Below are 25,920 nucleotides of genomic sequence, written 5' to 3' on the forward strand. Positions count from 1 at the left end.
TTTACGCTCCAATGACGCTGTCGAGTTCACGATAGTCCGGCAGGCTGCGGTCGATTACCTTGCCCTTACGAAGGACGACGCGGTCGGACTGTGGGCGGGAAAGAAATTCGCTCCAGCGCCGGGCGCTGAAAAGCACGAGATCGGCCGGGCCACCGACGGCGATGCGCCCGACATCCCGGCGGCCAAGTATCTCTGCAGGCGAGGTGGTGATGACCCTTGCGGCCGTATCCAGCGGGTGGTCGAGATGCAGGATGCGAACGGCTTCGCGGAACACCTCGACCGGATCGAGATCGCCATAGGCGTAGAAGGGATCGCGGGTGTTGTCGGAGGCAACCGCGGTCGGTACGCCGGCCTTGGCAAGCTCGTGCAGCAGGGTGACACCACGCCAGCGCGGCGTGCGGCTTGGGTGGCGATCCTGCAGGTACATGTTGCACATCGGCAGCGAGACGATGGAGATTCCGGCTTTGGCGACGAGATCGATCGTCGCGTGAGCCACATCCTCGTCCTGCTGCGCAAGCGAGCAGCAATGGCCGGCCGTCACCTTGCCTGTAAAGCCATTGCGAAGCACGGCTTCGGCAAGCGCCTTCAGCGTCAGGACCTGTTTGTCTTCCGTCTCGTCGACATGCAGGTCGATGTCGAGGCCGTTATCGGCGGCGGCGCGCAGAAGCTTGTCGAGCTGTGCGTCGAGTTCCGGGGTCATCTGCGTAACGCCGCCCATCAAGCCGCCGGCCTCGCGAACGACACGGAGCAGATCGGTGAAAAAGAGGTCATCCACCATGGCATCGAGCGGGAAAAGAGCGACGGCCTGCAGCGCAATCCTGTCTTTCCAGGTCTCGCGGACCGAAGTGAAGACCTCGAAGGAAATGCGGTGCTGCGGCGCCAGCGAATCCAGATGGGTGCGGATCAGGCCGGTGCCATGGGCATAGGCAGAACGCAGCGAGAATTCCATGCGCTTGCGCACGTCGTCGGCCGACCAGTTGGCCTCGCGGTCGGAGCGCACGGCATCGAGCGCGCCCATGAAGCTACCGTCCGGGTTGGAGCGTCGTTCCCATATGTGGCCCTTGTCGAGATGGGTGTGCATGTCGACGAAGGTCGACCAGACCATGCCATCCCGCATATCGACCCTGGCGAACTCGGCAGGTGCTGTGCCGGGCAGCAGGATATCTCTGACAAGGCCGTCGGCGACGACGATGTCGGCCTTGACCAGCCCTTCGCTGGCGGCTCCGCGAAAGCCGGAGAGCGTCACGGCGGGAACGGTGGCGTTGCAGAGCACGAAGCGGGCGGCATTCGGTGGGGACATGAAGGCGTGGGTCATCAGTTCTCCCGCTTGAGGCTGCTCTCATGCCAGCGATGCAGGCTGAGCCACGAGATGAACGAGGTGAAGGCGAAGATGGCGACGCCGAGCGCCGACAATAGCAGCAAGGCCGCAAACAGGCGCGGCATGTTCTGGCGGTACTGCGCTTCGAGCAGGCGGAAAGCGAGGCCGGAATTGGGACCGCCGGAGCCGGCGGCAAATTCCGCGACGACGGAGGCGATCAGCGAGAGGCCGCCGCCGATCCTGAGCCCCGTCATGAAATAGGGCTGGGCCGCCGGCAGCTTCAGGTGCAGCAGCGCCTGCCAGCGCGAGGCGCCATAGAGGTCGAAGAGATTAAGGAGATTGTGGTCGACGCTCTTTAACCCCTGCACCATGTTGGACAGGATAGGGAAAAAGGCGACGAGGAAGCCGCAGATCAGCAGCGCCGACTCGCGCGTTGGCGCATAGATGAGAATCAGAGGCGCGATCGCCACGATCGGCGTCACCTGCAGGATGACCGCGAGCGGATAGAAGGCGAGTTCGATCCAGCGCGATTGCACGAGGAAGATCGCAAAGCCGACGCCGCCGATCAGCGCCAGCACCAGCGATATGAAGGTGATCTGTGTGGTCACCCACAGAGCCGGCCACAGGATGCCCCAGTCGGACACGAGCGCCTTGGCGACGGCAATCGGACTCGGCAGGATATATTGCGGGATGTCGGCGCCGACCACGAGAAGCTGCCAAAGGATAAGCAGTACGAGAACGGTCAGGATCGGCACGAAAAGGCCGAGCAAGCGTTCCGTATTGCCCTTTCCGGCCATGGTGGCAGGGGGCATATCGGCGGATTCAACGGATAGGTTGGCGGATAGGCTGGTGCTGTCGCTCATCAATGGGCCTCCTGCCAGCCGATGGCCTCGATCAGCGATCGGGATACCTTCTCGCACACCTGCCGGTATTCTTCCGATGAGCGGTAGAGCGGATCGCGCTCACCGCTGGTGATAAGCGGAAAGTCGGTGTGCACCCGGCCAGGCCGCGCCTTCATGACGACGATGCGATTGGAGAGATAGGCGGATTCGTAGACGGAATGGGTGACGAAGATGACGGTGATCCCTGTCGTCTGCCAGAGGCGCAGCACGTCATCATTGAGCTTCTGGCGGGTGATTTCGTCGAGTGCCGCAAAGGGTTCGTCCATCAAAAGCAACTTCGGTTTCGTCACGAGCGCGCGGGCAATGGAGACACGCATCTTCATGCCGCCGGAAAGCTCCCGCGGGTAGGCTTCGGCAAAATCCTGGAGGCCGACGGTTGCCAGCGTCCCCATGATCTGCTCGTGCGCTGCGGCCTTCGATATGCCTCGCAGTTTCAGGGGCAGATGAACGTTGCCGAACACCGTCTTCCAGGGCAGTAGCGTCGGTTCCTGGAAGACGAAGCTGATATCCCCCTCCGGCAGGCCCTTGGAATTGATGCGCGAACTCGGCCAGTCGATCCTGCCGCTCGACGCGCCACCGAGACCCGCAATGATGCGCAGGGCCGTCGACTTGCCGCAGCCGGAAGGGCCGAGCAGGCTGATGAACTCACCGCTCTCGACATGCAGCGACATGCCCGATAGCGCCAGCGTGCCATTGGAAAAGACCTTGGAGACCTGCTCCATGACGACGAGCGGCCGCTTGCGCGGCTCGGTTTGGGTGAACTTGGTGGCTTCAGACACTGGCATGGCTCGGCTCTTTGTTGATCCACCCTCCCCTTGAGGGGGAGGGTCGGAGCGAAGCTCCGGGGCGGGGTGATCTTTGTAAATCCGAGAGTATCACCCCCACCCGCCGCTTTGCGGCGACCTCCCCCTTCAAGGGGGAGGTGCCAAGGCTTACTTCTTCAACGACATTCCAAAACCCTTGCAGACAAACTGCGTGTCGAAGGCTTTCTTGTAGTCGATATCGGCGTCGAAGACCTTGATCTGTACCATTTCGTCGAAGAACTTCTTGTAGTGCGCATCCGTGATGCAGCCGATGCCCTTGTCGACGGCGTCGCCGGATTCGATGATGCCATATTCCTTCATCTTGGCGATGGAATAAGCGATCTGGCCATCCGTCATATCAGGATTGTCCTTCTTGATCAGCTCGTTGGCCGCCTTGTTGTCGCCGTAGAGATAGTTGTACCAGCCCTCGATCGAGGCATTGACGAAGCGCTGCACGAGATCGGGGTTCTTGTCGACCAGCGACTTCTGCGCGGTGATCATCGTCGAATAGGGCGAGTAGCCGGCGTCGGCGATCAGGAAGACCTTCGGTTTCCAGCCCGCCTGCTTCTCGATCTCATAGGGTTCCGAGGTTACGTATCCCTGCTGCGCGGATTGCTTGTCGGCGAGGAAAGGCGCCGCGCTGAAATTGTAGGGCTTGAACTGTTCGTCCTTGAAGCCCGGGAAATTCGCCTTCATCCATTCGAAATAGGTAACATAGCCATCCTTGCTCAGAAACAGCGTCGGCAGCTTGGCAAGGTCTTCGAATTTTTCCACGCCGGCATCCGGATGGGCGATCAGCACCTGCGGGTCCTTCTGGAAGATCGCCGCGACGTCGACGATCGGTATGCCTTGCTTAACTGCATCGATCTCCTGCTGCGGGCCGCCCATGTAGAAATCGAGCTTGCCGGAAATCAGCAAGGCCGAATTGGCGGCGTTGGGGCCACCCTGGACGATGGTGACGTCAAGGCCGTATTTTTTATAGGTGCCGTCGGCAATCGCCTGGTAGAAGCCGCCGTGCTCGGCCTGCGCAAGCCAGTTGGTGCCGTAGGTCACTTTGTCGAGCGCATTTGCGGGCTCGGCCGCCATGATCGCGGTGGCGAGGCCTATCGTGGCAAAAAACATATTTGTTTTCAAGGCTTTGTACATGGCTGACTGTTCCCCTTATCTGCCATGGGACGTCGCTGTTGGCGCCCATTTCCTGCATTTGAACGGTTGCCTTGCTCTTTGAAAAGCATCAAAATTCGTGCGCATTGATGCCTTTTTGGCATCTGTTCCCGGGTCTGTGCCTAAATTGTGCGGCCTGGGCAAAAATTAAGCAATGGGAACGAACATGCTGCACTCGAGACGGCTTCTCTACATCAATGAAATTGCCCGCTGCGGCTCGATCCGCAAGGCGGCGGCGCGGCTCAACATCGCTTCATCGGCGATCAACCGGCAGATTCTGGCGCTGGAGGAGGAGATGGGAGCTCCGCTCTTCGAACGTCTGCCGCGCGGCCTGCGGCTGACGGCGGCCGGCGAACTCTGCATCGAGCACATCCGCGAGGTATTGAAGAATTACGAGCGGCTGGAGGGGCGCATCCGCAGTCTCAAGATGCAGCGGGCCGGCAAGGTCCGGATCGTGGCGACGGTTGGATTGGCGTCGGGGCCCTTGCCTGAGATTATCGCGCGCTTTCTTTCCGAACATCCCAGGGTCTTCATTCAGCTTCGCAACGATTCCGGCTCGACAACCATGGCGCCGGTGCTTTCCGGCGAGGTCGATATCGGGCTTGGCTTCAACATACCGGCTACGCCGGGCATCCGCTCGCTCGGCAATTTCGACATCCCGATCGGCGTCGTGCTGCCGCCCGGTCATCGCCTGATCGGACCGGGGCCAATCCACCTCGCTGATGTCGTGGAGGAACGGCTATTGCTGGCGCAGCCCGGCACCAGCCTTAGAGACGTCATTAATTTGACGCTCGCCCGTCTCGCCGTTCAGGTCGAGCCGGTGCTGGAGAGCAACGCGTCGGAAATGCTGAAGCAGCTGGTCAAATGCGGGGCGGGGCTGACGCTGCTCAATCCGCTTGATGTCATTACCGACTGTCGGCGTGGCGAGCTGGTATTCCGGCCGATCGCCGAGCCGCATTCGCGGTCTCAGCCGATGAAGCTCTTCGCCCGTACGCGGGCACCGCTCGATGCCGCCACCAGCCTCTTCGTCGAGTATCTGCTCGCTGAACTCGCCGGGATGGTCGAGGAGTTGCAGGCGAAAGGGCACATCATGCCGCCGTCGGAGCGGCGTCGCGCCGACGCTTATTTCGAATAGAGGTTCGCAAGCGGATAGTCTCGCAGATCACGCAGCATCTCGATGAAGCCGGCGACCTCGTGGCGGCAGATGAGTGCACCCTTCTCCGCCGTGCCGTTGGCGGCATTGCCAACGACACCGTTCGGGTTGAGATCGTGCGCGATCCAGGCGAGCGAGTGCGGCGGCAAAGGCTGCAGATACTTGGAATGCGCCTTCATCCACTCGGCCTTGGAGGCGAAATTCTGAGCCTTCTCCATCCGCACCAGCTCGGGCCGGAAATGCAGCATGAGCGAGGTTTCGACGTCGCCGCCATGGATGCCGAAGCGTTGCTCGTGTTCGTCGATCATGCCGTCAGGCGTGCCGAAGCGCGTCCATTGCGTGGCGACGACGGCCATCTGATGGCGCACGCGCAGCTCGCGCGCGACGATGCCCATGATATCGAGATTTCCGCCGTGGGAATTGACGATGACCATCTTGCGGATGCCGGCCTCGGCGACCTTCGCGCCGATCGCGGTCCAGACCGGGATCAACAACTCTGCGCCGAGCGAAAGCGTGCCGGGACCGTAGATATGTTCGTTGGCCTTGCCGATTTCCTGCAACGGCAGCACGAGGAAATCGAGATCGTCCGGGCGCTGGACCTTCAGTTCCGCCAGCATGCCCTCTGCAATCGCGACATCCGTGGCGATCGGCAGATGCGGGCCGTGTTGCTCCGTTGAGGCGATCGGCAGGATCGCGATGGTGGTATCGGGCGAGAGACCGGCGAAATCATAGGTGTTGAGTTCATTCCAATAGAAGGGCTTCGCCATCGCCATGTCCTCGTGTCTGGGTCTCGTGACTAACGGATACGGCAAGGATGGTGACGGTGGAAAGCATCAATTTGCGGCCGTGCCGCTGCCTTTTTGCGTACACATCGGACAAAGGGGTCGACGCATGGCACAGGACTATCGGGTTCGAAAAACCTGGACGGCTTTGTGGAGGCTCCTTTGCAGCGGACCGCCTTCATCTCTGGCTTAGAAGACGAAGCTCGGTCTCAGGACCTATGCAGGACGTGGGCGGCCTTCACCGCCGCCGATGCCCGGTTCTCGACGCCGAGCTTTACATAGATCTGCTCCAGATGCTTGTTCACCGTGCGGGCGGAAAGGCCAAGGATTTCGCCGATGTCGCGGTTCGACTTGCCCTTGGCAAGCCATAACAGCACCTCGGATTCGCGTTGTGTCAGCGCAAAACTCTGTCGCAAGGCTTCGTCGTCGGCATGCTGATTGCTGGCCGTCAGGCGAAACAGGTATTCGTCGGGGCCGATGGTGCCGAGGAAGGTGAATTGCAACGCCGCCTCGCCGCCACTGTTCATCGAAAGGAAATTGTCGCGGGAGGGGCCGAGCTGCTCGCGTTCGAGCATGAAGGCGGCAATGTGTTTCGATGCCAGATCGAGGCCGTCGTCGCTGCCGGTGGCGGCATTGATGAGACGCGTTGCCTGCGGCGTCGACCAATGGATGGCGCCGTTGCCCTTCACCGCTAGGAGATGGCGACCCGCCGCGTCGAGCGCCACTCGCGCGCTCTGGGCTGAGCGGGCATTGCGCAGGTGAACGCGGATACGGGCGCGCAGCTCGTCGACATTGATCGGCTTGGTCAGATAATCGACGCCGCCGGATTCCAGCGCGTGGACCACATGCTCCGTTTCGGTCAGCCCTGTCATGAAGACGACGGGAATCTGGGCAATTCCGGCATTGGCCTTCAGCCGGCGGCAGGTCTCGAAACCGTCCATGGCAGGCATGACGGCATCGAGCAGAATGAGATCGGGCGTGATGCGCTCGACGATGTTCAGCGCCGCTGATCCCGAGGTGGCGATCAGCACCGAGAAGCCTGATTGTTCAAGCGCATCGGTCAGGAAGCCGAGCGCCTCCGGCGAATCGTCCACCAGCAAGACTATATCGCGGGGCAGGGTGGTCTCAGCCAATCTGATCTACCTTTTCCGTGTCGAAGGCATGGAGCGCATTGAGGAAGCCGCCGAGATCGAAGGCCTGGACATGAGCGCGCAGAGCGTCGGTGAAGGGCTTGTTTTCATCTAACCTGGCGAGGTCGGCAAGCTTTGCCTCGATGCCCCTGACATAGCCGATCTCGCCTAACCGTATCAATTCGCGGACATGCTCTCCCCCCGGACTCTTCAACGGCGGCGGCGGCTTCGGCGCGGCTGGTGCGGAGGCATCGGCATAGGTCCACTTCAGGCCGAGATGCAGCGCAAGCTTGTCGCGAAGCTGGCGGATGTCGACCGGCTTGGAGATGGCGTCGTTGTGGCTGTCGTCGCTGTCGGCCGCCGCGGCGGCATCGCCGATATTGGCCGACAGCATCAGGATCGGCGCCGTCTGGCCGTTTTCCCTCAGGCGCGAGACGAGCTGCCAGCCGTTCATGCCGGGCATGGAGATATCGACCAGGAAAAGGTCCGGCTTGATACCCTCGATCAGCGTCAGGCAATCGGGGCCGCCGGCGGCGGTGAGCACGATAAAATCGAGTGGTGACAGCACCTCGCGCATCAGCTCGCGATGATCCTCGTTGTCGTCGACGACAACGATGGTGCGACGAGGTCCCTCATAACCGACGACACGTTGCTCCTGCGGCGGCGGCTTCATCGGGCGGAGTACGGCCGACAGCATCAGGCGCACTTTGAAGCTCGAACCCTTGTCTTTCTCGCTGGTGACAGAGATCTCGCCGCCGAGTGTGTTCGCGAGGAGCCGCGTGATGGTCAGGCCGAGGCCGAGGCCGGGCATCGGCCTGACGCTATCGGCCTCGCCGCGCTGGAACGGCTCATAGATGCGGGTGAGATCCTTTTTGGCGATGCCCCGGCCGGTATCCGAAACGGTAAAGGTCGCGACCTGATTGCGATAGCCGACCTCGAAACGAACGCTACCCGCATCGGTGAATTTGATGGCGTTGGAAAGCAGGTTGACGAGGATCTGCCGCAGGCGCTTCTCGTCGGTGCGGACATAGTCGGGCAGGGCGGCGGAACGCTCGTGGATGAAGGCCAGCCCCTTGGCCTGTGCCTGCGGATGGAACATGTCGATGATCTGGTCGAGGAAATCCTGGATGTTGATCTCGTTGGAGTAGACCTGCAGGCGGCCGGCCTCGATCTTCGATATGTCCAGCAGCCCGTCGATCAGGCCGGACAGATGCTCGGCGCTGCGGCGGATGACCTTCAGCGAGGATTGGCGCGGTGCGGGGATGGTTTCGTCGCGTTCGAGGATCTGAGCGTAGCCGAGCACGGCATTGAGCGGCGTGCGCAATTCGTGGCTGAGGCCGACGACATAGCGGCTCTTGGCGCGGTTGGCCGCCTCAGCGGCTTCCTTGGCACCCTGCAGGGCAGCGTCCGTCTTCTTGTGGGCGGCAATTTCCTTCAGCAAAAGCGTGTTCTGGCGCGAGGATTCCTCCTCGGCGACCACGCGGCTGTCATGGGCAAGCACATAGAACCAGCAGGCCACGCCGGCGATGACGGCAAAGACGAAGAAGACGATGAGGATGGTGCGGTTGACAACGGATGCCGTCTCGGGGGACGCCGCGCCGACCTGATGCGCGATCATCGCCAGAATGGCGCCCATGGCCGTCAGAGCCAATGCGACGGCAATCCCGTAACGGCCGAGGCGCGTGGCGAGCCTTGCGACGATGCTTTCCGGCAGCAGGGTCTTCGCGACCGTGGCGACCTGCGTATTGAGCCGCGCTTTCGGCTTGCACATGTCGTGGCAGCGGCTGTCGAGCGAACAGCAAAGCGAGCATATCGGTGCGGCGTAGGCCGGGCACCAGGCCATGTCCTCCGGTTCGAATGGATGCTCGCAGATCGAGCAGGTGATGGTCGTCAGGTTCTTCCAGCTCTGGCGCGGCTTGCGGGCAAGATAATATTTGCCTTTGGTCGCCCAGGCGATGGCGGGCGAGGCGACGACAGCGACGATCAGAGTGATGTAGGGCGCGAGCGAGGCTGCGAGTGTGCCGAAGGCGCCGAAATGCGCGATCAGCGAGATCGTCGCCGATAGTGCCATGGCGCCGAGGCCGACAGGATTGATGTCGTAGAGATGGGCGCGCTTGAATTCGATGCCTGGAGGCGCCAGCCCCAGCGGCTTGTTGATGAAAAGATCGGCTGAGATCGTGCAGAGCCAGGCCATGGCGATGATCGAGAAGATGCCGAGCGTCTCCTCCAGCAGCCGATAGATGCCGAGCTCCATCAGAAGCAGGGCGATGGCGACATTGAAGACCAGCCAGATCACGCGGCCGGGATGGCTGTGTGTCAGCCGCGAAAAGAAGTTCGACCAGGCAAGCGAGCCGGCATAGGCGTTCATGACGTTGATCTTCAGCTGCGAGACCATGACGAAGGCGACCATGAGCAGCAGCGCGGCATTGTGCCAGGGGATCATGTAGCCGAAGGCGGTCAGATACATCTGGGCGGGATCGGCGGCACGATCGGCAGGCACGCCGGAGGTCAACGTCAAGACGACGAGGAAGGAGCCGGCCAGCAGCTTCGGCGCACCGATGATGACCCAGCCGGGGCCGGCGAGGAAGACGGCGAGGCGATGGCGCCATTTGCGGTGGCCTTCCGGCGGCAGGAAGCGCAGGAAGTCGGCCTGCTCGCCGATCTGCGACATCAGCGCCAGGATGACGGCGGAGGCCGCGCCGAATTCCACCAGATCGAAGGGGGCGGCGCTGCCCGGCGCACTCGATGCGTGATGGATGCCGGCGAAAGCCCGCCAGAGATCGAATTTCCCCCAGTCGGCAAAGGCGATGAAGACGAAGGGCAGGATGTTGAGAATGATCCAGAAGGGCTGCGTCAGCAGCTGAAACCGGCTGATCAGGCGCACGCCATAGGTCACCAGCGGGATCACCATGACGGCGCTGATGATATAGCCGATCCATAAGGGTATGCCGAGCGTCAGCTCCAATGCGCCCGACATGATCGAGGCCTCGATCGCAAACAGCATGAAGGTGAAGCTGGCGTAGATCAGCGAGGTGACGGTCGAGCCGATATAGCCGAAGCTCGCGCCACGTGTCAGTAGATCGATGTCGACGCCGTGGCGGATGGCATAGCGGCTGATCGGCAAGCCCACCGCCAACATGACGAGGCTGGCGACCACGATGGCGTAAAAGGCGTTGGTCGTGCCGTAGGAAAGTGTGATCGCGCCGCCGATCGCCTCCAGCGCCAGGAAGGAAATGGCGCCGATCGCTGTCTGCGAGATGCGTTGCGAGGAGAATTGCCGGGCGCTCTTGGCGGTGAAACGCAGGGCATAGTCTTCCAGCGTCTGGTTTGCGACCCAGCGATTATACTCGCGTCTCACAGGAATGATGCGTTGCCGCGCAGCCATGCTTACCCTTCAGCCGTCCCGCCATGGTCATTTCGGCAGTTCAGAGACGTCGTAACATGGATCGATACCGCGCTTAAGGGCATGAGCGTGCCCAAAGTTGCACATTTCGCCCCGGCGCCTACGTCATTTTACGTATGTGGTTTCCCCGGGGGCTGCCGAATAGTCGCTGAAGGCAACGGTTCATCTTCGTTTACCGGCCGTTGCGGCAGACAAAAAGAGGGGAACCACGGATGAAACTCAAGACTCTCGTCTCCGGCGCGCTGCTTGGCGCCATCATGTCCACAACGGCATTCCACGGCGCTTTCGCAGCCGACGACACCATCAAGGTCGGCGTGCTTCATTCGCTTTCCGGCACCATGGCGATTTCGGAAACGACGCTCAAGGATGCCATGCTGATGCTCATCGACGAGCAGAACAAGAAGGGCGGCGTTCTCGGCAAGAAGCTCGAGCCCGTCGTCGTCGACCCGGCTTCCGACTGGCCGCTCTTTGCTGAAAAGGCCCGCGAACTGATCCAGAAGGACAAGGTTTCGGCCGTGTTCGGCTGCTGGACCTCGGTGTCGCGCAAGTCGGTTCTGCCCGTCTTCAAGGAATTGAATTCGATCCTGTTCTATCCGGTGCAGTTCGAAGGTGAAGAGTCCGAGCGCAACGTCTTCTACACGGGTGCGGCTCCGAACCAGCAGGCGATCCCTGCTGTCGATTACCTGATGAAGAACGAAGGCGTGCAGCGCTGGGTGCTCGAAGGCACCGACTATGTCTATCCGCGCACGACCAACAAGATCCTCGAAGCCTATCTGAAGTCGAAAGGCGTCAAGGACGAAGACATCATCATCAACTACACGCCATTCGGCTTCTCCGACTGGCAGACGGAAGTCTCCAAGATCAAGACCTTCGGTTCGGCCGGCAAGAAGACCGCCGTCGTCTCCACAATCAACGGCGATGCCAACGTTCCCTTCTACAAGGAACTGGGCAACCAGGGTGTGAAGGCCGAGGATATCCCGGTCGTCGCCTTCTCGGTCGGCGAAGAGGAACTGGCCGGCGTCGATACCAAGCCGCTTGTGGGACATCTCGCCGCCTGGAACTATTTCCAGTCCGTCGACACGCCCGCCAATGCCGCCTTCATCAAGGAGTGGCACGCCTATACCAAGAACGACAAGCGCGTCACCAACGACCCGATGGAAGCCGCCTATATCGGCTTCAACATGTGGGTGAAGGCTGTCGAGAAGGCCGGCACGACCGATCCGGACAAGGTCATCGACGCGCTCGTTGGCGTTTCCGTCCCGAACCTCACCGGCGGCACCGCCACCATGATGCCGAACCACTACATCACCAAGCCGGTTCTGATCGGCGAAGTGCAGGAGAACGGCCAGTTCGACGTCGTCTCGCAGACCCCTGCAGTCGTCGGCAAGGAATGGTCCGACTACCTGCCCGACAGCAAGGACCTGATCTCGGATTGGCGCATGCCGATGAACTGCGGCAACTTCAACGTTTCCACCGGCAAGTGCGGCGGCAAGGGTTCCTGATATCAGCCGACCTAATGCAAGACCGCTGCGGGCAGGCTTTTCTGCCCGCGGCAGCTTGAGGGGACAGTGCAATGTTCGACAAATTTGTTTACCGCATGGCCCTGGCGCTCGTTGCCGGCTTCTGTCTCGTGCTAGCGCTGACCGCCACGAGCCTGCGCGCCCAGGAAGATGTCCACGGCCTTGTCAATTCGCTCGGCCAGGCGAATTTCCAGCAGGCCGCTGCGATCGTCCAGAACCTTGCAAAGACCGGTGACCCCAAGGTCGTGCCGGCACTGCAGGCCTTCTCCGATGGCGATCTCTATGTCCGCAAGTCCGACAACCAGGTCTTTATCGCCAGGTCCTCCGGCGACATGATGGCCCTGGTGGACCCACTCACGGGGCAGGCGGCCGGGCAGGAAGCTCAGGATAATCTCGGCAAGATCAAGATCAACAATAGTCTCCGCCGCGCCGTTCGTGCGGCTCTCGGCGGTTTGACGCTGATGAGCCCGGATCGCGCCACGCGCCTGGAAGCTGCGCAATCGATCTTGAAGGCGCCGAGCGCGGATTCCCTGGAAGCCGTCGAGACGGCATTGCAGAGCGAGAAGGACGCCGAGGTTCGCGGCGTGCTTGAACGGGCTCGCGCTGTTGCCGTGCTCGGTTCCGACCGTCCGATGGAAGACAAGAAGGCTGCGATCGAGACGATCAAGGTCGAGGGTGGCCGCGACGCCATCGGCATCCTCTCCTCGGTTTCCGTCGATGACAGTCTCAAGCCGGATGTCGCAGCCGCCATCGCTGGCATCCAGGAGCAGTTGAAGTTCTGGGATGCGGTGCAGAATGTCTGGTACGGCCTGTCGCTTGGCTCGGTGCTGCTGCTGGCGGCCATCGGCCTTGCCATCACCTTCGGCGTCATGGGCATCATCAACATGGCGCATGGCGAGATGGTGATGCTCGGGGCCTATTCCACCTTCATGGTCCAAAGCGTCATCCGCAGCTCCTATCCCGAGCTCTTCGACTGGTCGCTGGCGATCGCCTTGCCGGTCGCCTTCATCGTGACAGGCGCTGTCGGCCTCGTCATCGAACGCGGCGTCATTCGTTTTCTCTACGGCCGGCCGCTGGAGACGCTGCTTGCCACCTGGGGCATCTCGCTGATCCTGCAGCAGGCGGTGCGCTCGATCTTCGGGCCGACCAATCAGGAAGTCGGCAATCCCTCGTGGATGTCCGGTTCCTTCGATCTCGGCTATCTGTCGATCACCTGGAACCGCCTCTGGATCATCGTCTTTTCGCTCGGCGTCTTCGTCGCGCTGCTGTTGCTGCTCAAACGCTCGGCCTTCGGGCTGCAGATGCGGGCGGTGACGCAGAACAGGCGCATGGCTTCCTCGATGGGGATACGCACGCCGTTGGTCGATGCCTTCACCTTCGCTCTGGGATCGGGCATTGCCGGCATGGCTGGTGTCGCGCTCTCGCAGATCGACAATGTCTCGCCAAACCTAGGCCAGAGTTACATCATCGACAGTTTCATGGTCGTGGTGTTTGGCGGGGTTGGCAATCTCTGGGGGACGCTCGTCGGCGCCTTTTCGCTCGGCATCCTCAACAAGTTCCTCGAACCCTATGCGGGAGCGGTCCTCGGCAAGATCCTCGTGCTTGTCCTCATCATCCTCTTCATCCAGAAGCGTCCGCGCGGCCTATTCGCGCTCAAGGGAAGGGCGGTGGAAGCATGATCACGGCCTTTATCCTGCGCTCGCTCGACCGCCGTATCAGCATCGCCATCGCGATATTGATCGCCGTCGCCTTTCTCGTGCCGCTGTCGAACCTGGCTCTGCCGGAAACCAGCGCGCTGCATGTGCCGACCTACCTCATGTCGCTGTTCGGCAAGTATCTGACTTACGCACTGCTCGCTCTGGCGCTCGATCTGGTCTGGGGCTATTGCGGCATTCTTTCGCTCGGCCACGGTGCCTTCTTCGCGCTCGGCGGCTATGCGATGGGCATGTATCTGATGCGGCAGATCGGCTCGCGCGGCACCTATGGCAATCCGATCCTGCCCGATTTCATGGTGTTCCTGAACTGGAAGGAGCTGCCGTGGTTCTGGTACGGTTTCGACCAGTTCTGGTTCGCCATGCTCATGGTCTTGGTCGCACCCGGCCTGCTCGCCTTCATTTTCGGCTGGTTTGCCTTCCGCTCCCGCGTCAATGGCGTCTATCTGTCGATCATCACGCAGGCGATGACCTATGCGCTGCTGCTCGCCTTCTTCCGCAACGACATGGGCTTTGGCGGCAATAACGGCCTGACTGACTTCAAGGATATCCTCGGCTTCAACATCCAGGCCGACGGCACGCGGGCCACTCTCTTTGCCGTGACGGCGCTGATCCTGGCGCTGGCGCTGATGCTGTCCTCGGCCATCGTCCGGTCGAAATTCGGCAAGGTGCTTGTGGGCGTGCGCGATGCGGAAAGCCGCACGCGTTTCCTCGGCTATCGCGTCGAGCATGTGAAGCTCTTCGTCTTCGTCGTATCGGCGATGATGGCGGGCATCGCCGGCGCGCTTTATGTGCCGCAGATCGGCATCATCAACCCCGGCGAATTCGCGCCGGCCAACTCCATCGAAGTCGTCATCTGGACAGCCGTTGGTGGCCGGGCAACGCTGATCGGCCCGATCATCGGCGCCATCCTGGTCAATGGCGGCAAGACTGTCTTCACCGGCCTGTTTCCCGAGTTCTGGCTGTTTGCGCTTGGCGGATTGTTTGTCGCGGTGACGCTGTTCCTGCCCAAGGGCATCGTCGGAACGATCGCTCCCCACATCGGTAGGAGGCGCAAGCCGATGAGCCAGCAACCCAAGGCTACGGAAGACGAAGCCAGCAAGCCTGTGCAGGCAGCGGAGTGAGGCCATGATCCCGGACATCAAACCCAACAGCATGCTTTATCTCAACAATGTCTCGGTCTCCTTCGACGGGTTCAAGGCCTTGAACTCCCTGTCCATGGTTATCGAGCCGGGCGAGCTTCGCGCCATCATCGGTCCGAACGGCGCCGGCAAGACGACGATGATGGATATCATCACCGGCAAGACGCGGCCCGACGAAGGCGAGGTGTTCTTCAATGGCCAGATCGACCTCACCAAGAAGGACGAGGCCGATATTGCTCAGCTCGGCATCGGCCGCAAATTCCAGAAGCCGACCGTTTTTGAAAGCCACACGGTCTGGGACAATCTCGAATTGGCGCTCAACCGCAATCGCGGCGTCTTCGCGACGCTGTTCTACCGGCTGACACCTGTCGATCGCGACCGCATCGACGAGATCCTTGAAACGGTGCGCCTGTCGCATCGCCACGACGAGCTGGCGGCCAATCTCTCCCACGGCCAGAAGCAATGGCTGGAGATCGGCATGCTGCTTGCGCAGGAGCCGAAGCTGCTTCTGGTCGATGAGCCCGTTGCCGGCATGACGGATGCCGAGACGGCGGAGACGGCCGTTTTGTTGAAGGAGATCGCCAAGACACGCTCGGTCGTGGTGGTCGAGCATGACATGGGCTTCATCCGTGACCTGGGCGTCAAGGTGACATGCCTGGCCGAGGGCTCGGTGCTGGCTGAAGGGTCGATCGATTTCGTCAGCAGCGATCCGAAGGTGATCGAGAACTATCTGGGGCGGTAGCGGGTCCTTTGTGAGCGGTGAGAATCCCCCTCATCCGGCCTGTCGGCCACCTTCTCCCCCGAGGGAGAAGGGGAGACGAGCGTCGGCAACCCCCGGTCGGAGCTCCGGTGAGGATGCAAAGGTCATCCCCTCTCCCCTTGGGGAGAGGGTTAGGGTGAGGGGGCCTGAGGGAAAAGAAAGAAGATGAAGCCATGCTAACAGTCGAAAACGCAAATCTGCACTATGGCGCGGCACAGGCGCTGCGCGGCATCTCCATCAAGGCGGAGATGGGCAAGATCACCTGCGTTCTCGGACGCAACGGTGTCGGGAAAAGCTCGCTCTTGCGCGCCGTCACCGGCCAGCATGCGCTGTCGGCGGGAACCGTCACCTTCAACGGCGTGACGTTGAACGGCATGGCTCCCTATGCGCGCGCCAAGCAGGGCATCGGCTACGTGCCCCAGGGCCGCGAGATCTTTCCGCTCTTGAGCGTGAAGGAGAATCTCGAGACCGGATACGCGCCGCTTTCACGCCGCGACCGCAGTATTCCCGACGATATCTACAGCCTTTTCCCGGTACTGAAATCTATGCTGTCCCGTCGCGGCGGTGATCTCTCGGGCGGCCAACAGCAGCAACTGGCGATTGGGCGGGCGATGGTGACGCGGCCGAAGATCCTGGTTCTGGATGAGCCGACCGAAGGCATCCAGCCCTCCATCATCAAGGATATCGGCCGGGCGATCCGCTATCTGAGAGATTCCACCGGCATGGCGATCCTGCTGGTCGAGCAATATCTCGATTTCTGCCGCGAACTTGCCGACTATGTCTACATCATGGATCGCGGCGAGATCGTGCATGAGGGGCTGGCCGAGACGCTGGATACGCCGGAAGCCCGCCGTCATTTGACCGTTTGAGCGGGGAATGGTGCTTGCAGCTGGGGTTCTGGAGTTACAGGCTAGCGGGGCGATAGTTTCGGGACACAATGGAAATTGTCTCGGTTATATGCACCAGCAGCTTTGATCCGACGATCTCGCCGAAGGGCCGGGTGGAATATCCCGTATCTGCTTCCATGGAAATGACCCTCACGCTTTTGTGACAGTTTCCCGAATTCCTGGGATATCTTTGCGACAAATCGCGACTAAAGTGATGACAGTCGTTTTATCTCTTGAAGGCGCCTGAGTTTTGAAAGAGAACCCCATGCAGCAGCGTAAAACCGTATCAGTCGAAGAGCTCCCCGAAAATACGGCACTTGCGATATACGAGCTAATCGGCGGCACGTTTCGCAACTATTCCGAGATTCTTTATATTCGTGTACCGGATGTGACGGATGACGGGAAGTCCATGGGTGGTATCGAAATTACCATCCGCAAGACGGCCTCTGCCGTATCGCTACAGTGAGCTTGCCTGAATCCAGGTAGCCAGTTCTCCTCAAAAAATCCGGATGTGCATCAGCGGCAGCGCAATAGGCGTGCGCCGCGGAGCCATAGTCGCATTGCGAGTAGGTAAACAACCGAAGAGTTGCGAGATCGCCGTGATGGCTATCTGTCTACTACCGACGCTTGTTATAGCGATGCATATTATCGAGACCAAGTAGTCAAGAGATGCAATGAATCATGTATCGCCAACACGGTAACGTGATCCTTCAAGTGGAGATCAATTGACACACTTTGATTACTTTCAGGCAAAACTATGCGACAAAATCTGAGTAGCTTGAGTGCAGTGATGATCAAAGAAAGCGTAAAGCGGTGATCGAAAGCTTCATACAGGATTGCCAGACACTCAGGAATGAGAATTCAATCGGCAATGATGCTGGCTCAATCTATACGTTTATTTCGGGCGATGTTGATACAGGAAAAATAGCAGGTAACGCCGATATAAATCTTAACACGCTCGATCATTCATATGATCAAAATATCGACTGTTGTGATGATTATCAGGTACATCGCACAAGCATATTTATTCAATCGGAACGGCGAAGATATGAGTGATAATCGATGTGCTGTCAGCACCACGATTGTCGATGGATTGACGACCAATAGCCGCCTTCCGCATCGCGGCGAGCTTCGACGTTGATCTGACATGGGATATGGACAGTATGTTTCCCGCAAAAGCCACCTATGAGACAGTCAGGTGGTAAATTGGATTGGCATCTGCTGTTTCGGGGCAGCGGTGGCGAACGCTATTTACAACGTTAAAGGAGCGCGGGTGCGCAGCTATCCCATGACGCTCGGCAATATCCCGTATGCTCTACCCGAACAGACCTGACCGCAATTTCCGGATGCGACGGGGCGGCAGCGCGTTCGCGCAGCCGTGCCGGCGCGGAGTGGATCTTGCCCACGCCTTCAGATTCAGATTTGCACATAATGAGGACTATATGAAACGACATCTAATGCGAGCCGCGGCTTCGGGATTTGTGGTGACGTTGTTAGTTGGCTGCAACCAGCAGCCGGCGGCACAGAACAGTGGTCGAGCCGTAAAATCCGAGATCAGTGCGGTGACATTGCATCCGCAATCTGTCGCCATCACCGCCGATCTTCCCGGCCGCATCAGCGCCAATCTCGTCGCCGAAGTGCGGCCGCAGGTCGGCGGCATCATCCGTAACCGCAATTTCAGGGAAGGTAGCGAAGTCAAGGAAGGCGACGTGCTCTACGAGATCGACCCGGCCTCGTTCCAGGCATCTTATGACAGCGCAGTTGCCGCTCTGCAGAAGGCGGAAGGGGCGGTACCCAATGCCCAGGCCCGGCTGGACCGCTACAAGGGCCTGAGCGCACAAAATGCGGTCAGCCAGCAGAACGCCGATGACGCGCAAGCCACACTCGTTCAGGCGCGGGCCGATGTCGCCTCCGCCAAGGCGGCGCTGGAAACGGCTCGTATCAATCTCGACTATACCAAGATCCGGGCACCGATCTCCGGCCGCGTCGATGCATCCACGGTCACGGTTGGTGCGCTTGTCACCGCCGAGCAAACGACAGCGCTGACCACGATCCGCCAACTCGATCCGATCAACGTCGACGTGACCCAGTCAAGCACGAACCTCCTGAGATTCCGGCGCGCGGTGGAGGAAGGGCGCCTGAAGACCAGCGGCGACAATGTTTCTGTCCGCCTGACGCTGGAGGACGGGACCCAGTACAAGGAGACTGGAACTTTGGAATTTGCCGAGGCCGCAGTTGCCGAAACCGTCGGAACGCTCAATGTCCGCGCTATCTTCCCCAATCCGGATCGGGTTCTGCTGCCGGGCATGTATGTGCGTGCCACTCTTCAGGAAGGCGTTGCCGAAAACAGCTTCCTGGTGCCGCAGCGCGCCGTGACGCGCAACACGAAGGGCGAACCGATCGCCTTCTTCGTGACGGCGGATGGCAAGATCCAACAGCGCGTATTGACCGTTCAGCGCAGCATCGGCAACAGCTGGCTCGTAGCCGGTGGAATAGAGGAAGGAGATCGTGTCGTTGTCGAAGGCATTCAGCGTGTGCGCGACGGTCAGGAGGTAAACGTCGCCCTGGTCACGGTCGATGATGCCAGCGGAAATCTCGAGCAGGCATCTGCGGCGGACACGTCCAAGCCCGGACAACAGGGCAAGGCTGACGGCACCGACAAGGGCGCCGTCACAGGCTCGACGAACTGAGGGTAAAAGATGTCTCGCTTCTTTATTGACCGGCCCGTCTTTGCCTGGGTGATCGCCATCGTCATCATGCTGGCCGGTGGGCTATCCATCCTGACCCTGTCGGTTGCGCAATATCCGCAGATCGCACCGACGACGGTGCGTATCACTGCCACATATTCCGGCGCCGATGCCGCAACCGTCGAAAACTCGGTGACGAAGGTCATCGAGCAGGGCATGACCGGCATCGACAATCTCGACTATATGGCCTCGACCTCGACGGCCACGGGCCAGGCCTCGATCTCGCTGACCTTCACCAACAAGGCCAATCCCGACGTCGCGCAGATGCAGGTGCAGAACAAGCTGCAGCTCGTCACCGCCCAGCTGCCGCAAGTCGTGCAGAATACCGGCATCACCGTTTCGAAATCGACCAGCAGCTTCTTCCTGGTTGCCGCCTTCGTTTCAACGGATCGCAAACTCGCGCCAACGGATCTTGCCGACTATGTCGACAGCACGCTCAACGATACGCTGAAGCGAGTTCCGGGTGTCGGCGATACCACGCTCTTTGGCGCGCGCTATGCCATGCGCATCTGGGTCGATCCGGACAAGCTCGTCAAATATCAGCTGATGACGTCAGACGTCGTTTCGGCGATCGAGGCGCAAAACGTGCAGGTCTCGTCCGGTCAATTGGGTGCCCTGCCGCAGCTGGGTGGCCAGCAGCTCAATGCGACGGTTACCGCCGGCAGTCGCTTTCAGACACCGGAGGAATTCGAAAATATCATCCTGAAAAGCCTGCCCGATGGCTCCATGGTTCGCGTCAATGATGTAGCTACCGTTCAACTGGGCGCCGACAGCTATGTTACGTCGGGCGTCTACAACGGCATGCCCGCGGCCGGTCTCGGCATCAGCCTTGCGACCGATGCAAATGCGATCGACACGGCGGCCAGGGTTCAGTCGACGATCGATAGCCTGCGCAACACCCTGCCGCCGAATGTCGAGATCGTCTATCCCTATGATACGACGCCGTTCGTGAAGCTGTCGATCGAGGACGTGGTCAAGACGCTGTTCGAAGCCATCGTGCTCGTCTTCATCGTCATGTTCGTCTTCCTGCAGAACATTCGCGCCACCCTCATCCCGACGCTTGCCGTCCCGGTCGTGCTGCTCGGCACCTTCGGCGTGCTGTCGCTGTTCGGCTATTCGATCAATACGTTGACGATGTTCGGCATGGTGCTGGCGATCGGCCTATTGGTCGACGACGCCATCGTCGTCGTCGAGAATGTCGAGCGCGTCATGGAGGAAGAGGGATTGTCGCCGCGCGAAGCGACGATCAAGTCGATGCAGGAAATCACCGGCGCGCTGATCGGCATCGCCACGGTCTTGTCGGCGGTGTTCATCCCGATGGCCTTCTTCTCCGGTTCCGTCGGCGTCATCTACCGGCAGTTCTCGGTGACGATCGTCTCGGCGATGGTGCTATCTGTTATCGTCGCCCTGATCCTGACGCCGGCCCTTTGCGCCACCATTCTGAAAAAACCCCGGCACGGCGCGCGGGAGCGCGGCCTGTTCGGCTGGTTCAACCGCAATTTCGAGCGGGGTACGCGGGGTTATCAGCGCACCATTCATGGCATGATCCGGCGTGGTGCAGTCTTCCTGGTGATATTCGTGCTGATCGGCGTCGGTGTCGGTTATCTCTTCAACCGTCTTCCCAGCTCGTTCCTGCCGGAAGAAGACCAGGGACGCCTTCTGACCAGCATTCAGCTTCCTCCCGGGGCGACGGCCGAGCGCACGCGCAAAGTGCTCGACCAAGTCATGAACTACTATCTCACCAACGAGAAGGATTATGTCGACGGGGTATTCGGAAGCGTCGGGTTCAATTTCAGCGGCCAGGGCCAGAATGTGGCCGTCGCCTTCGTCGACCTGAAGGATTTCGATCAGCGCAGGACGCCGCAATCCTCCGCCCAGGCGATCGCGAGGCGAGCGATGGCGGCCTTTGCCAAGATCAAGGACGGCAATGTCTTTGCGCTGGCACCGCCGGCAATCCCCGGCTTCGGCAATAATAGCGGCTTCGATTTCTTCATCAAGGACATCAACGGCGCCGGCCATGCGGCATTGATCGCTGCCCGCAACCAGTTTTTGGGTGCGGCGTCGGGGAGCACGAAGCTGAGCGGAACGCGCCCGAACGGGCTGGACGATACGCCACAATATTCGATCCATATCGATCAGGAAAAGGCACGCGCCTTGAACGTCGATCTGGCTGACATCAATGCCACCTTGTCGACGGCCTGGGGCGGCACCTATGTCAACGACTTCATCGATCGCGGCCGCGTCAAGCGGGTCTATGTGCAGGCAGACAGCAAGTTCCGCATGCAGCCGGAGGATTTCGACCGCTGGTATGTGCGCAACTCCAGTGGCGACATGGTGCCGTTCTCCGCATTCGCCACAGGTATCTGGACCTTTGGTTCGCCGCGGCTGGAGCGCTATAACGGCGCCTCCGCCGTCGAAATCCAGGGTGCGGCCGCTCCGGGTGTCTCGTCGGGCGATGCCCTGAACGAGATCGACAGGATCATGGCAACCCTGCCGCCCGGCTTCAGCCATGAGTGGACCAGCCTGTCCGCTCAGGAGAAGCTCTCAGGCAACCAGGCAAGCCAGCTCTATGCCATCTCCATCCTGGTCGTCTTCCTGGCGCTCGCAGCACTTTACGAAAGCTGGTCGATCCCGCTCGCCGTCATGCTGTCGGTGCCGATCGGCATCTTCGGCGCGCTCTTGGCTGCGACGCTGTTCGGCCAGTCGAACGACGTCTATTTCAAGGTCGGCCTGCTGACGACCATCGGTCTGGCCGCCAAGAACGCCATCCTGATCGTCGAATTCGCCATCGAGCAGCAGAACCAGGGCAAGAACCTGATCGATGCGACGCTCGAAGCATCCCGCCAGCGCCTGCGGCCGATCCTGATGACCTCGTTCGCCTTCATCCTCGGCGTTCTGCCGCTGGCGATCGCCAACGGCGCAGGCTCGGGTAGCCAGAACTCGATCGGCATCGGCGTCATGGGTGGCATGATTTCCGCCACCGTGCTCGGCATCTTCTTCATCCCGCTGCTTTTCGTCTCCGTCCGCCGTATCTTCAAGGGCAAGAGAGCGATCGATGCGGCGGAAGGGGAGCCGGAGGCTGTCGCCGCAACACCCGATACACCGTGATGACGACTGCGCGCCGGGCCCGGCAACAACGCCGGGCCCTCCAAACATCAGATCGTGGCTGTATTAGCCACCTGACGATTTCGCCCTTGTGTTCCGGTCCGATGTTACCAAACTGGCAGCGGGCGAAGTTCTGCTAACGCGTGCTGTCGCCGGTAATGCGCTGTCCGCTTTCGTCGAAGAGATGAACGGCTTCGTCGACAGGCGCGATGCGCAGGATATCGCCGGGTGCTGCCCTGATCCGTTCACGGAAAACCAAGGTGATCGTTTGCGCGCCAAGCCGGGCGATGACCATGGTTTCGGACCCTGTCGGTTCGACGACGACGGTCTCTACCTCGATACCATCAGCGACCAGCCTGATGTCTTCGGGGCGAATGCCGTAGGTAACAGCCGTTGGCGGATGCTGCCCGCTCGGCAGCACCAGCCCGTCGGTGGTGCGGAAGCCTCCGTCCGTCATGCTGCCCTTGATGAAATTCATGGCGGGAGAACCGATGAAGCCGGCGACGAAGAGATTGGTCGGCCGGTCATAGAGGTCGAGCGGCGACCCCGACTGTTCGATCACGCCGTCCTTCATGACGACGATCTTGTCGGCCATCGTCATCGCTTCGATCTGGTCGTGCGTGACATAGATCGTGGTGGTCTGCAGCCGCTGGTGCATTTCCTTGATCTCGGATCGCATCTGGACGCGCAGCTTGGCATCGAGGTTCGACAGCGGCTCGTCGAAGAGGAAGACGGCGGGATCACGCACGATCGCCCGACCCATGGCGACGCGCTGCCTCTGCCCGCCCGACAATTGCTTCGGATAGCGCTCGAGAAGATTTTCGAGACCGAGGATCTTTGCCGCATTGCCGACCCGCTGGTCGATTTCCGCCCTCGGCATCCGCTTCAGCCGCAGGGAGAAGCCCATATTCTTGGCGACGGTCATATGCGGGTAAAGAGCGTAGTTCTGGAAGACCATCGCGATGTCGCGATCCTTCGGCGCCAGTTCGTTGACGATATGCTTGCCGATCTGGATCTCGCCTGACGTGATCCCCTCCAGACCGGCGATCATTCTGAGCAGGGTGGATTTTCCGCAGCCCGAGGGTCCGACGAGCACGACGAACTCGCCGTCGCGAATATCCACCGACACGCCCTTGATGGCTTTGAACGCGCCGTAATCCTTGCGCGCATTGTTCACTCTCACATGAGCCATTTCCCGTCCTCCCAGATAGCCGTCAAAGCTCGTCCAAGACGTTTCGGAGGTAGGAAAGGCCGAGGCGCTCGCCTTCCTTTCTCTGGGCGAGATCCTTGCCCGGCCATCCATAGGCGGCATCCTCGTGCTCGATCGAAAGGGTGCCGTCAAAGCCGCTTGAGCGCGCCTGGCGCAGGAAGCGCGGCCAATCGAGAAGGCCATGACCCGGCAGCTTGTATTGCCACCATCCCTTGCCGTGATAACCGATGGCCTGCTGGACGGCCGCGTCGATCGCGGTATCCTTGGCGTGAAGGATGGCGATGCGATCCTTGACCGCCTCCATGGCGGCGTAGGGATCGACGCCGATGCGGATGAGGTGGGAGGGGTCGAATTCGAGGCCGAAGCGCCGGTCGGGAATGCGCTTGAAGAGTTCCCGCCAGTCTCTCGGTGTGGTCCCGATGAAATTGTTATTGGGGCCGGGCCAGTTCTCGATCGCGAAGGTGAGCCCGCTCGATGCCGTCCTTTCGATCAGCCGGTTGGCGAAATCGGCAAAATCGTCGTAGTTGGCGGCCTCGTCCGCGCTATCGTCGCGGCCGGGAAAGATCACGAAGATCGGCACGTCCGCTTCGCCGATCGCCTGTGCGAATTCTTCGGTGATGGCTCGAAGCTCGCCGCGCCTGGTGCGATCCGCATCGAGCTGATTGCCGAAAAAGGCAATCGAGGAAACGAAGAGGTTGCGATCGCGGGCAAGGGCGACGGCCGCCCGCACCCTGTCCGGCGTCTTGATGTGGCCGCGAACATCGATTTCGATCGCATCGAAGCCTGCGGAAGCAGCAAAATCCACCACCTCTTCAAATGGTCTGTCATTGAACGTCGACGTATAAAAACCGATCCTCATCAAAATCCTCCCTGCGGCCGTGGCGGCCAATTCAGTCGTTCAGGTTCAGTTGTTCAGGCGATCCATGAATTTGAGTGGCGAGCGCGTGCGCTGGACCTCGTCGGCCGAGGCGAGCATGAGTGCGGCCGCCATGGGCATTGCGGCGGCGCCGATCGCACAGGCGTCTTCGCCGAGCGAGGCACGGTGGATGGACGGCAGAGCGGCATCCTCCATGTCGAGGTGCTCGTGGACGTAGCGCAGCAGCTCATCGATCATGCGGATGGGCAGGCGGCCGCCGAGGATGATGGCGTCGGGATCGACGATCATGCCGATGTGTTTGACCGCGACGGCGAGATGCGCACTCATCCCCTTCAGCCATTGGGAAACCAGCTTGCGGCCGCGGGCATCCAGTGTGAGGAGGTCCGAGGGCACGCTTGCCTTGATTCCGTGCTCGCCCAGGAACTTGTAGAGAAAGAAGAGCGAGAATATCTCGCCAAGCAGCTCGACTTTCTGTGCGCCCTTGTCCCTGGGGTCGGCGATCGGCAGCCAGCCGATCTCGCCGCTGAGACCCATGGCGCCGCGATGGCCGTTGCCGTCAAGCACCAGCCCGCCTCCAGGGCAGGCGTTGATCGCGATGTAGAAGAAGCTCCGGCTTTCGGCGCCAAGCCCGTAGTCGAGCTCGGCAAGCGCTGCCGCATTGGTCTCGTTTTCGATGAAGACCGGATGCGGCGTCAGGTTCTCCAGTGCGGCGCGCACGTCGAATTCCATCCACTCCCAATAGTCGTCGGGCTTGCCCATGAAGGCGATCTCGCCAAGCCAGTCCGGCATGGCAAGGCCGATGCCCGCAAGATGCGCCTCGTCGATCAGGCGGCTTCGCTGGAAGTGTGATATCGCGTCGGCGGTCAGCTGCATGAATTCGGCCGGCAGAATGTAGCGCTTCTCGTGGTGGACGCGGGCGCGCACGTTACCGACGGCATCGACGGCGAGGATCGTCAGATGGTCGCGATCGATATTGATGCCGATGGCAAAGAAGGCGTCGGGGTTGATCTCCAGCTCGATCGCCGGCTGGCCCCTGAGGCCATGGCGGCGGCGGGCCTCGATGATCAGGCCCTCGTCGAGCAGGCGATCGACGATGCGGGCGATCGCCGGCTTGGTGAAGCCTGTCTGCCGGGCGATCTCGGCCCGTGAAATCGGCGCCTGCCGATGGATGCAACGCAGAACGACGGCCCGATTGTGCTCGCCAGCATCCTCGACATTGGCTCCCGTCAGGTCGGGAGAGAGTTTGACGCCGGTCGTTTGGTTCATGATTGGAATCCTTTATCAGCCACGGGCGCGCAAATCCGA

Annotated in this window: 19 protein-coding genes; 9 read left to right on the top strand and 10 right to left on the bottom strand. The window is 60.7% G+C overall.

Annotated elements, in window-relative coordinates; genetic code table 11:
- Position 1: 1 nt before the first annotated feature.
- The 4 genes from ACIQWP_RS20365 to ACIQWP_RS20380 all read right to left on the bottom strand — a co-directional run bounded on the left by ACIQWP_RS20365 (position 2) and on the right by ACIQWP_RS20380 (position 4,169).
- Entirely contained in the window at positions 2-1,315 is a 1,314-nt protein-coding gene (locus ACIQWP_RS20365) for a cytosine deaminase (protein ID WP_402791206.1), read from the bottom strand.
- Positions 1,315-2,181 (bottom strand): ABC transporter permease, encoded by an 867-nt coding sequence (locus tag ACIQWP_RS20370; RefSeq protein ID WP_402791208.1) that lies wholly within the window; start codon positions 2,179-2,181, stop codon positions 1,315-1,317. Before ACIQWP_RS20370 ends, ACIQWP_RS20365 begins: the two co-directional genes overlap by 1 nt.
- A complete protein-coding gene (locus ACIQWP_RS20375; protein ID WP_402791210.1) occupies positions 2,181-3,005 on the bottom strand; it encodes an ABC transporter ATP-binding protein in 825 nt (274 codons plus the stop codon). The genes ACIQWP_RS20370 and ACIQWP_RS20375 overlap by 1 nt, the downstream gene beginning before the upstream one ends.
- Before the next feature lie 147 nt (positions 3,006-3,152).
- Complete coding sequence (locus ACIQWP_RS20380) at positions 3,153-4,169, bottom strand: ABC transporter substrate-binding protein (protein WP_402791212.1); 1,017 nt, start codon at positions 4,167-4,169, stop codon at positions 3,153-3,155.
- Positions 4,170-4,353: 184 nt separating this feature from the next.
- Between ACIQWP_RS20380 and ACIQWP_RS20385 the strand changes: the two genes are divergently transcribed.
- Positions 4,354-5,322 carry a LysR substrate-binding domain-containing protein gene (locus ACIQWP_RS20385; protein ID WP_402791214.1) on the top strand — a complete coding sequence of 323 codons (969 nt, stop codon included), beginning with the start codon at positions 4,354-4,356 and terminating at the stop codon, positions 5,320-5,322.
- On the opposite strand, the gene ACIQWP_RS20390 is transcribed toward ACIQWP_RS20385, so the two are convergent.
- From ACIQWP_RS20390 to ACIQWP_RS20400, 3 genes are all read right to left on the bottom strand, one after another.
- Positions 5,310-6,107 (bottom strand): creatininase family protein, encoded by a 798-nt coding sequence (locus ACIQWP_RS20390; protein ID WP_402791216.1) that lies wholly within the window; start codon positions 6,105-6,107, stop codon positions 5,310-5,312. The two genes, ACIQWP_RS20385 and ACIQWP_RS20390, sit on opposite strands and share 13 nt — an antisense overlap.
- 224 nt (positions 6,108-6,331) lie before the next feature.
- Positions 6,332-7,255, bottom strand: coding sequence for a response regulator (locus ACIQWP_RS20395; protein ID WP_402791218.1), 924 nt, complete (start codon positions 7,253-7,255; stop codon positions 6,332-6,334).
- Positions 7,248-10,637 carry an ATP-binding protein gene (locus ACIQWP_RS20400; protein WP_402791219.1) on the bottom strand — a complete coding sequence of 1,130 codons (3,390 nt, stop codon included), beginning with the start codon at positions 10,635-10,637 and terminating at the stop codon, positions 7,248-7,250. The genes ACIQWP_RS20395 and ACIQWP_RS20400 overlap by 8 nt, the downstream gene beginning before the upstream one ends.
- A gap of 230 nt (positions 10,638-10,867) precedes the next feature.
- Here ACIQWP_RS20400 and urtA point away from each other — a divergent pair, with 230 nt between their 5' ends.
- From urtA to ACIQWP_RS20440, 8 genes are all read left to right on the top strand, one after another.
- Entirely contained in the window at positions 10,868-12,157 is a 1,290-nt protein-coding gene (urtA, locus tag ACIQWP_RS20405) for an urea ABC transporter substrate-binding protein (RefSeq protein WP_402791221.1), read from the top strand.
- Between the two features lie 71 nt (positions 12,158-12,228).
- Positions 12,229-13,854 carry an urea ABC transporter permease subunit UrtB gene (gene urtB, locus ACIQWP_RS20410; protein WP_402791223.1) on the top strand — a complete coding sequence of 542 codons (1,626 nt, stop codon included), beginning with the start codon at positions 12,229-12,231 and terminating at the stop codon, positions 13,852-13,854.
- Entirely contained in the window at positions 13,851-15,011 is a 1,161-nt protein-coding gene (urtC, locus tag ACIQWP_RS20415) for an urea ABC transporter permease subunit UrtC (protein WP_402791225.1), read from the top strand. The genes urtB and urtC overlap by 4 nt, the downstream gene beginning before the upstream one ends.
- Positions 15,012-15,015: 4 nt before the next feature.
- Positions 15,016-15,771, top strand: a complete 756-nt coding sequence (gene urtD / locus ACIQWP_RS20420) for an urea ABC transporter ATP-binding protein UrtD (RefSeq protein WP_402791227.1) — start codon at positions 15,016-15,018, stop codon at positions 15,769-15,771.
- 191 nt (positions 15,772-15,962) lie between these two features.
- Positions 15,963-16,658, top strand: a complete 696-nt coding sequence (urtE, locus tag ACIQWP_RS20425) for an urea ABC transporter ATP-binding subunit UrtE (RefSeq protein WP_402791229.1) — start codon at positions 15,963-15,965, stop codon at positions 16,656-16,658.
- A gap of 283 nt (positions 16,659-16,941) precedes the next feature.
- Positions 16,942-17,142 (top strand): hypothetical protein, encoded by a 201-nt coding sequence (locus ACIQWP_RS20430; RefSeq protein WP_402791232.1) that lies wholly within the window; start codon positions 16,942-16,944, stop codon positions 17,140-17,142.
- A 976-nt stretch (positions 17,143-18,118) separates the two neighbouring features.
- Positions 18,119-19,366, top strand: coding sequence for an efflux RND transporter periplasmic adaptor subunit (locus ACIQWP_RS20435; RefSeq protein WP_402791235.1), 1,248 nt, complete (start codon positions 18,119-18,121; stop codon positions 19,364-19,366).
- A 9-nt stretch (positions 19,367-19,375) separates the two neighbouring features.
- Entirely contained in the window at positions 19,376-22,531 is a 3,156-nt protein-coding gene (locus tag ACIQWP_RS20440; protein WP_402791238.1) for an efflux RND transporter permease subunit, read from the top strand.
- A 133-nt stretch (positions 22,532-22,664) separates the two neighbouring features.
- Here the strand turns inward: ACIQWP_RS20440 and ACIQWP_RS20445 are convergent, their stop codons facing one another.
- Genes ACIQWP_RS20445 through ACIQWP_RS20455 form a run of 3 tightly spaced genes read right to left on the bottom strand, consistent with a single transcriptional unit; the run spans position 22,665 to position 25,881 of the window.
- Entirely contained in the window at positions 22,665-23,720 is a 1,056-nt protein-coding gene (locus tag ACIQWP_RS20445) for an ABC transporter ATP-binding protein (RefSeq protein ID WP_402791241.1), read from the bottom strand.
- 22 nt (positions 23,721-23,742) lie between these two features.
- The gene (locus tag ACIQWP_RS20450) at positions 23,743-24,597 is read right to left on the bottom strand and encodes a sugar phosphate isomerase/epimerase family protein (RefSeq protein ID WP_402791244.1); all 855 of its coding nucleotides are present in this window, start codon (positions 24,595-24,597) and stop codon (positions 23,743-23,745) included.
- Between the two features lie 45 nt (positions 24,598-24,642).
- Complete coding sequence (locus ACIQWP_RS20455) at positions 24,643-25,881, bottom strand: ROK family protein (RefSeq protein ID WP_402791247.1); 1,239 nt, start codon at positions 25,879-25,881, stop codon at positions 24,643-24,645.
- Positions 25,882-25,920: the final 39 nt, after the last annotated feature.

The organism is Rhizobium sp. NPDC090279 (assembly GCF_044769665.1).
Lineage (GTDB): Bacteria > Pseudomonadota > Alphaproteobacteria > Rhizobiales > Rhizobiaceae > Rhizobium.

Excerpts from the sequence above, each read along its gene's own strand:
- ACIQWP_RS20365 (WP_402791206.1), bottom strand. The coding sequence starts at position 1,315 with ATGACCCACGCCTTCATGTCCCCACCGAATGCCGCCCGCTTCGTGCTC.
- ACIQWP_RS20370 (WP_402791208.1), bottom strand. The coding sequence starts at position 2,181 with ATGAGCGACAGCACCAGCCTATCCGCCAACCTATCCGTTGAATCCGCC.
- ACIQWP_RS20375 (WP_402791210.1), bottom strand. The coding sequence starts at position 3,005 with ATGCCAGTGTCTGAAGCCACCAAGTTCACCCAAACCGAGCCGCGCAAG.
- ACIQWP_RS20380 (WP_402791212.1), bottom strand. The coding sequence starts at position 4,169 with ATGTACAAAGCCTTGAAAACAAATATGTTTTTTGCCACGATAGGCCTC.
- ACIQWP_RS20385 (WP_402791214.1), top strand. The coding sequence starts at position 4,354 with ATGCTGCACTCGAGACGGCTTCTCTACATCAATGAAATTGCCCGCTGC.
- ACIQWP_RS20390 (WP_402791216.1), bottom strand. The coding sequence starts at position 6,107 with ATGGCGAAGCCCTTCTATTGGAATGAACTCAACACCTATGATTTCGCC.
- ACIQWP_RS20400 (WP_402791219.1), bottom strand. The coding sequence starts at position 10,637 with ATGGCTGCGCGGCAACGCATCATTCCTGTGAGACGCGAGTATAATCGC.
- urtA (WP_402791221.1), top strand. The coding sequence starts at position 10,868 with ATGAAACTCAAGACTCTCGTCTCCGGCGCGCTGCTTGGCGCCATCATG.
- urtB (WP_402791223.1), top strand. The coding sequence starts at position 12,229 with ATGTTCGACAAATTTGTTTACCGCATGGCCCTGGCGCTCGTTGCCGGC.
- urtC (WP_402791225.1), top strand. The coding sequence starts at position 13,851 with ATGATCACGGCCTTTATCCTGCGCTCGCTCGACCGCCGTATCAGCATC.
- urtD (WP_402791227.1), top strand. The coding sequence starts at position 15,016 with ATGATCCCGGACATCAAACCCAACAGCATGCTTTATCTCAACAATGTC.
- urtE (WP_402791229.1), top strand. The coding sequence starts at position 15,963 with ATGCTAACAGTCGAAAACGCAAATCTGCACTATGGCGCGGCACAGGCG.
- ACIQWP_RS20430 (WP_402791232.1), top strand. The coding sequence starts at position 16,942 with ATGCAGCAGCGTAAAACCGTATCAGTCGAAGAGCTCCCCGAAAATACG.
- ACIQWP_RS20435 (WP_402791235.1), top strand. The coding sequence starts at position 18,119 with ATGAAACGACATCTAATGCGAGCCGCGGCTTCGGGATTTGTGGTGACG.
- ACIQWP_RS20440 (WP_402791238.1), top strand. The coding sequence starts at position 19,376 with ATGTCTCGCTTCTTTATTGACCGGCCCGTCTTTGCCTGGGTGATCGCC.
- ACIQWP_RS20445 (WP_402791241.1), bottom strand. The coding sequence starts at position 23,720 with ATGGCTCATGTGAGAGTGAACAATGCGCGCAAGGATTACGGCGCGTTC.
- ACIQWP_RS20450 (WP_402791244.1), bottom strand. The coding sequence starts at position 24,597 with ATGAGGATCGGTTTTTATACGTCGACGTTCAATGACAGACCATTTGAA.
- ACIQWP_RS20455 (WP_402791247.1), bottom strand. The coding sequence starts at position 25,881 with ATGAACCAAACGACCGGCGTCAAACTCTCTCCCGACCTGACGGGAGCC.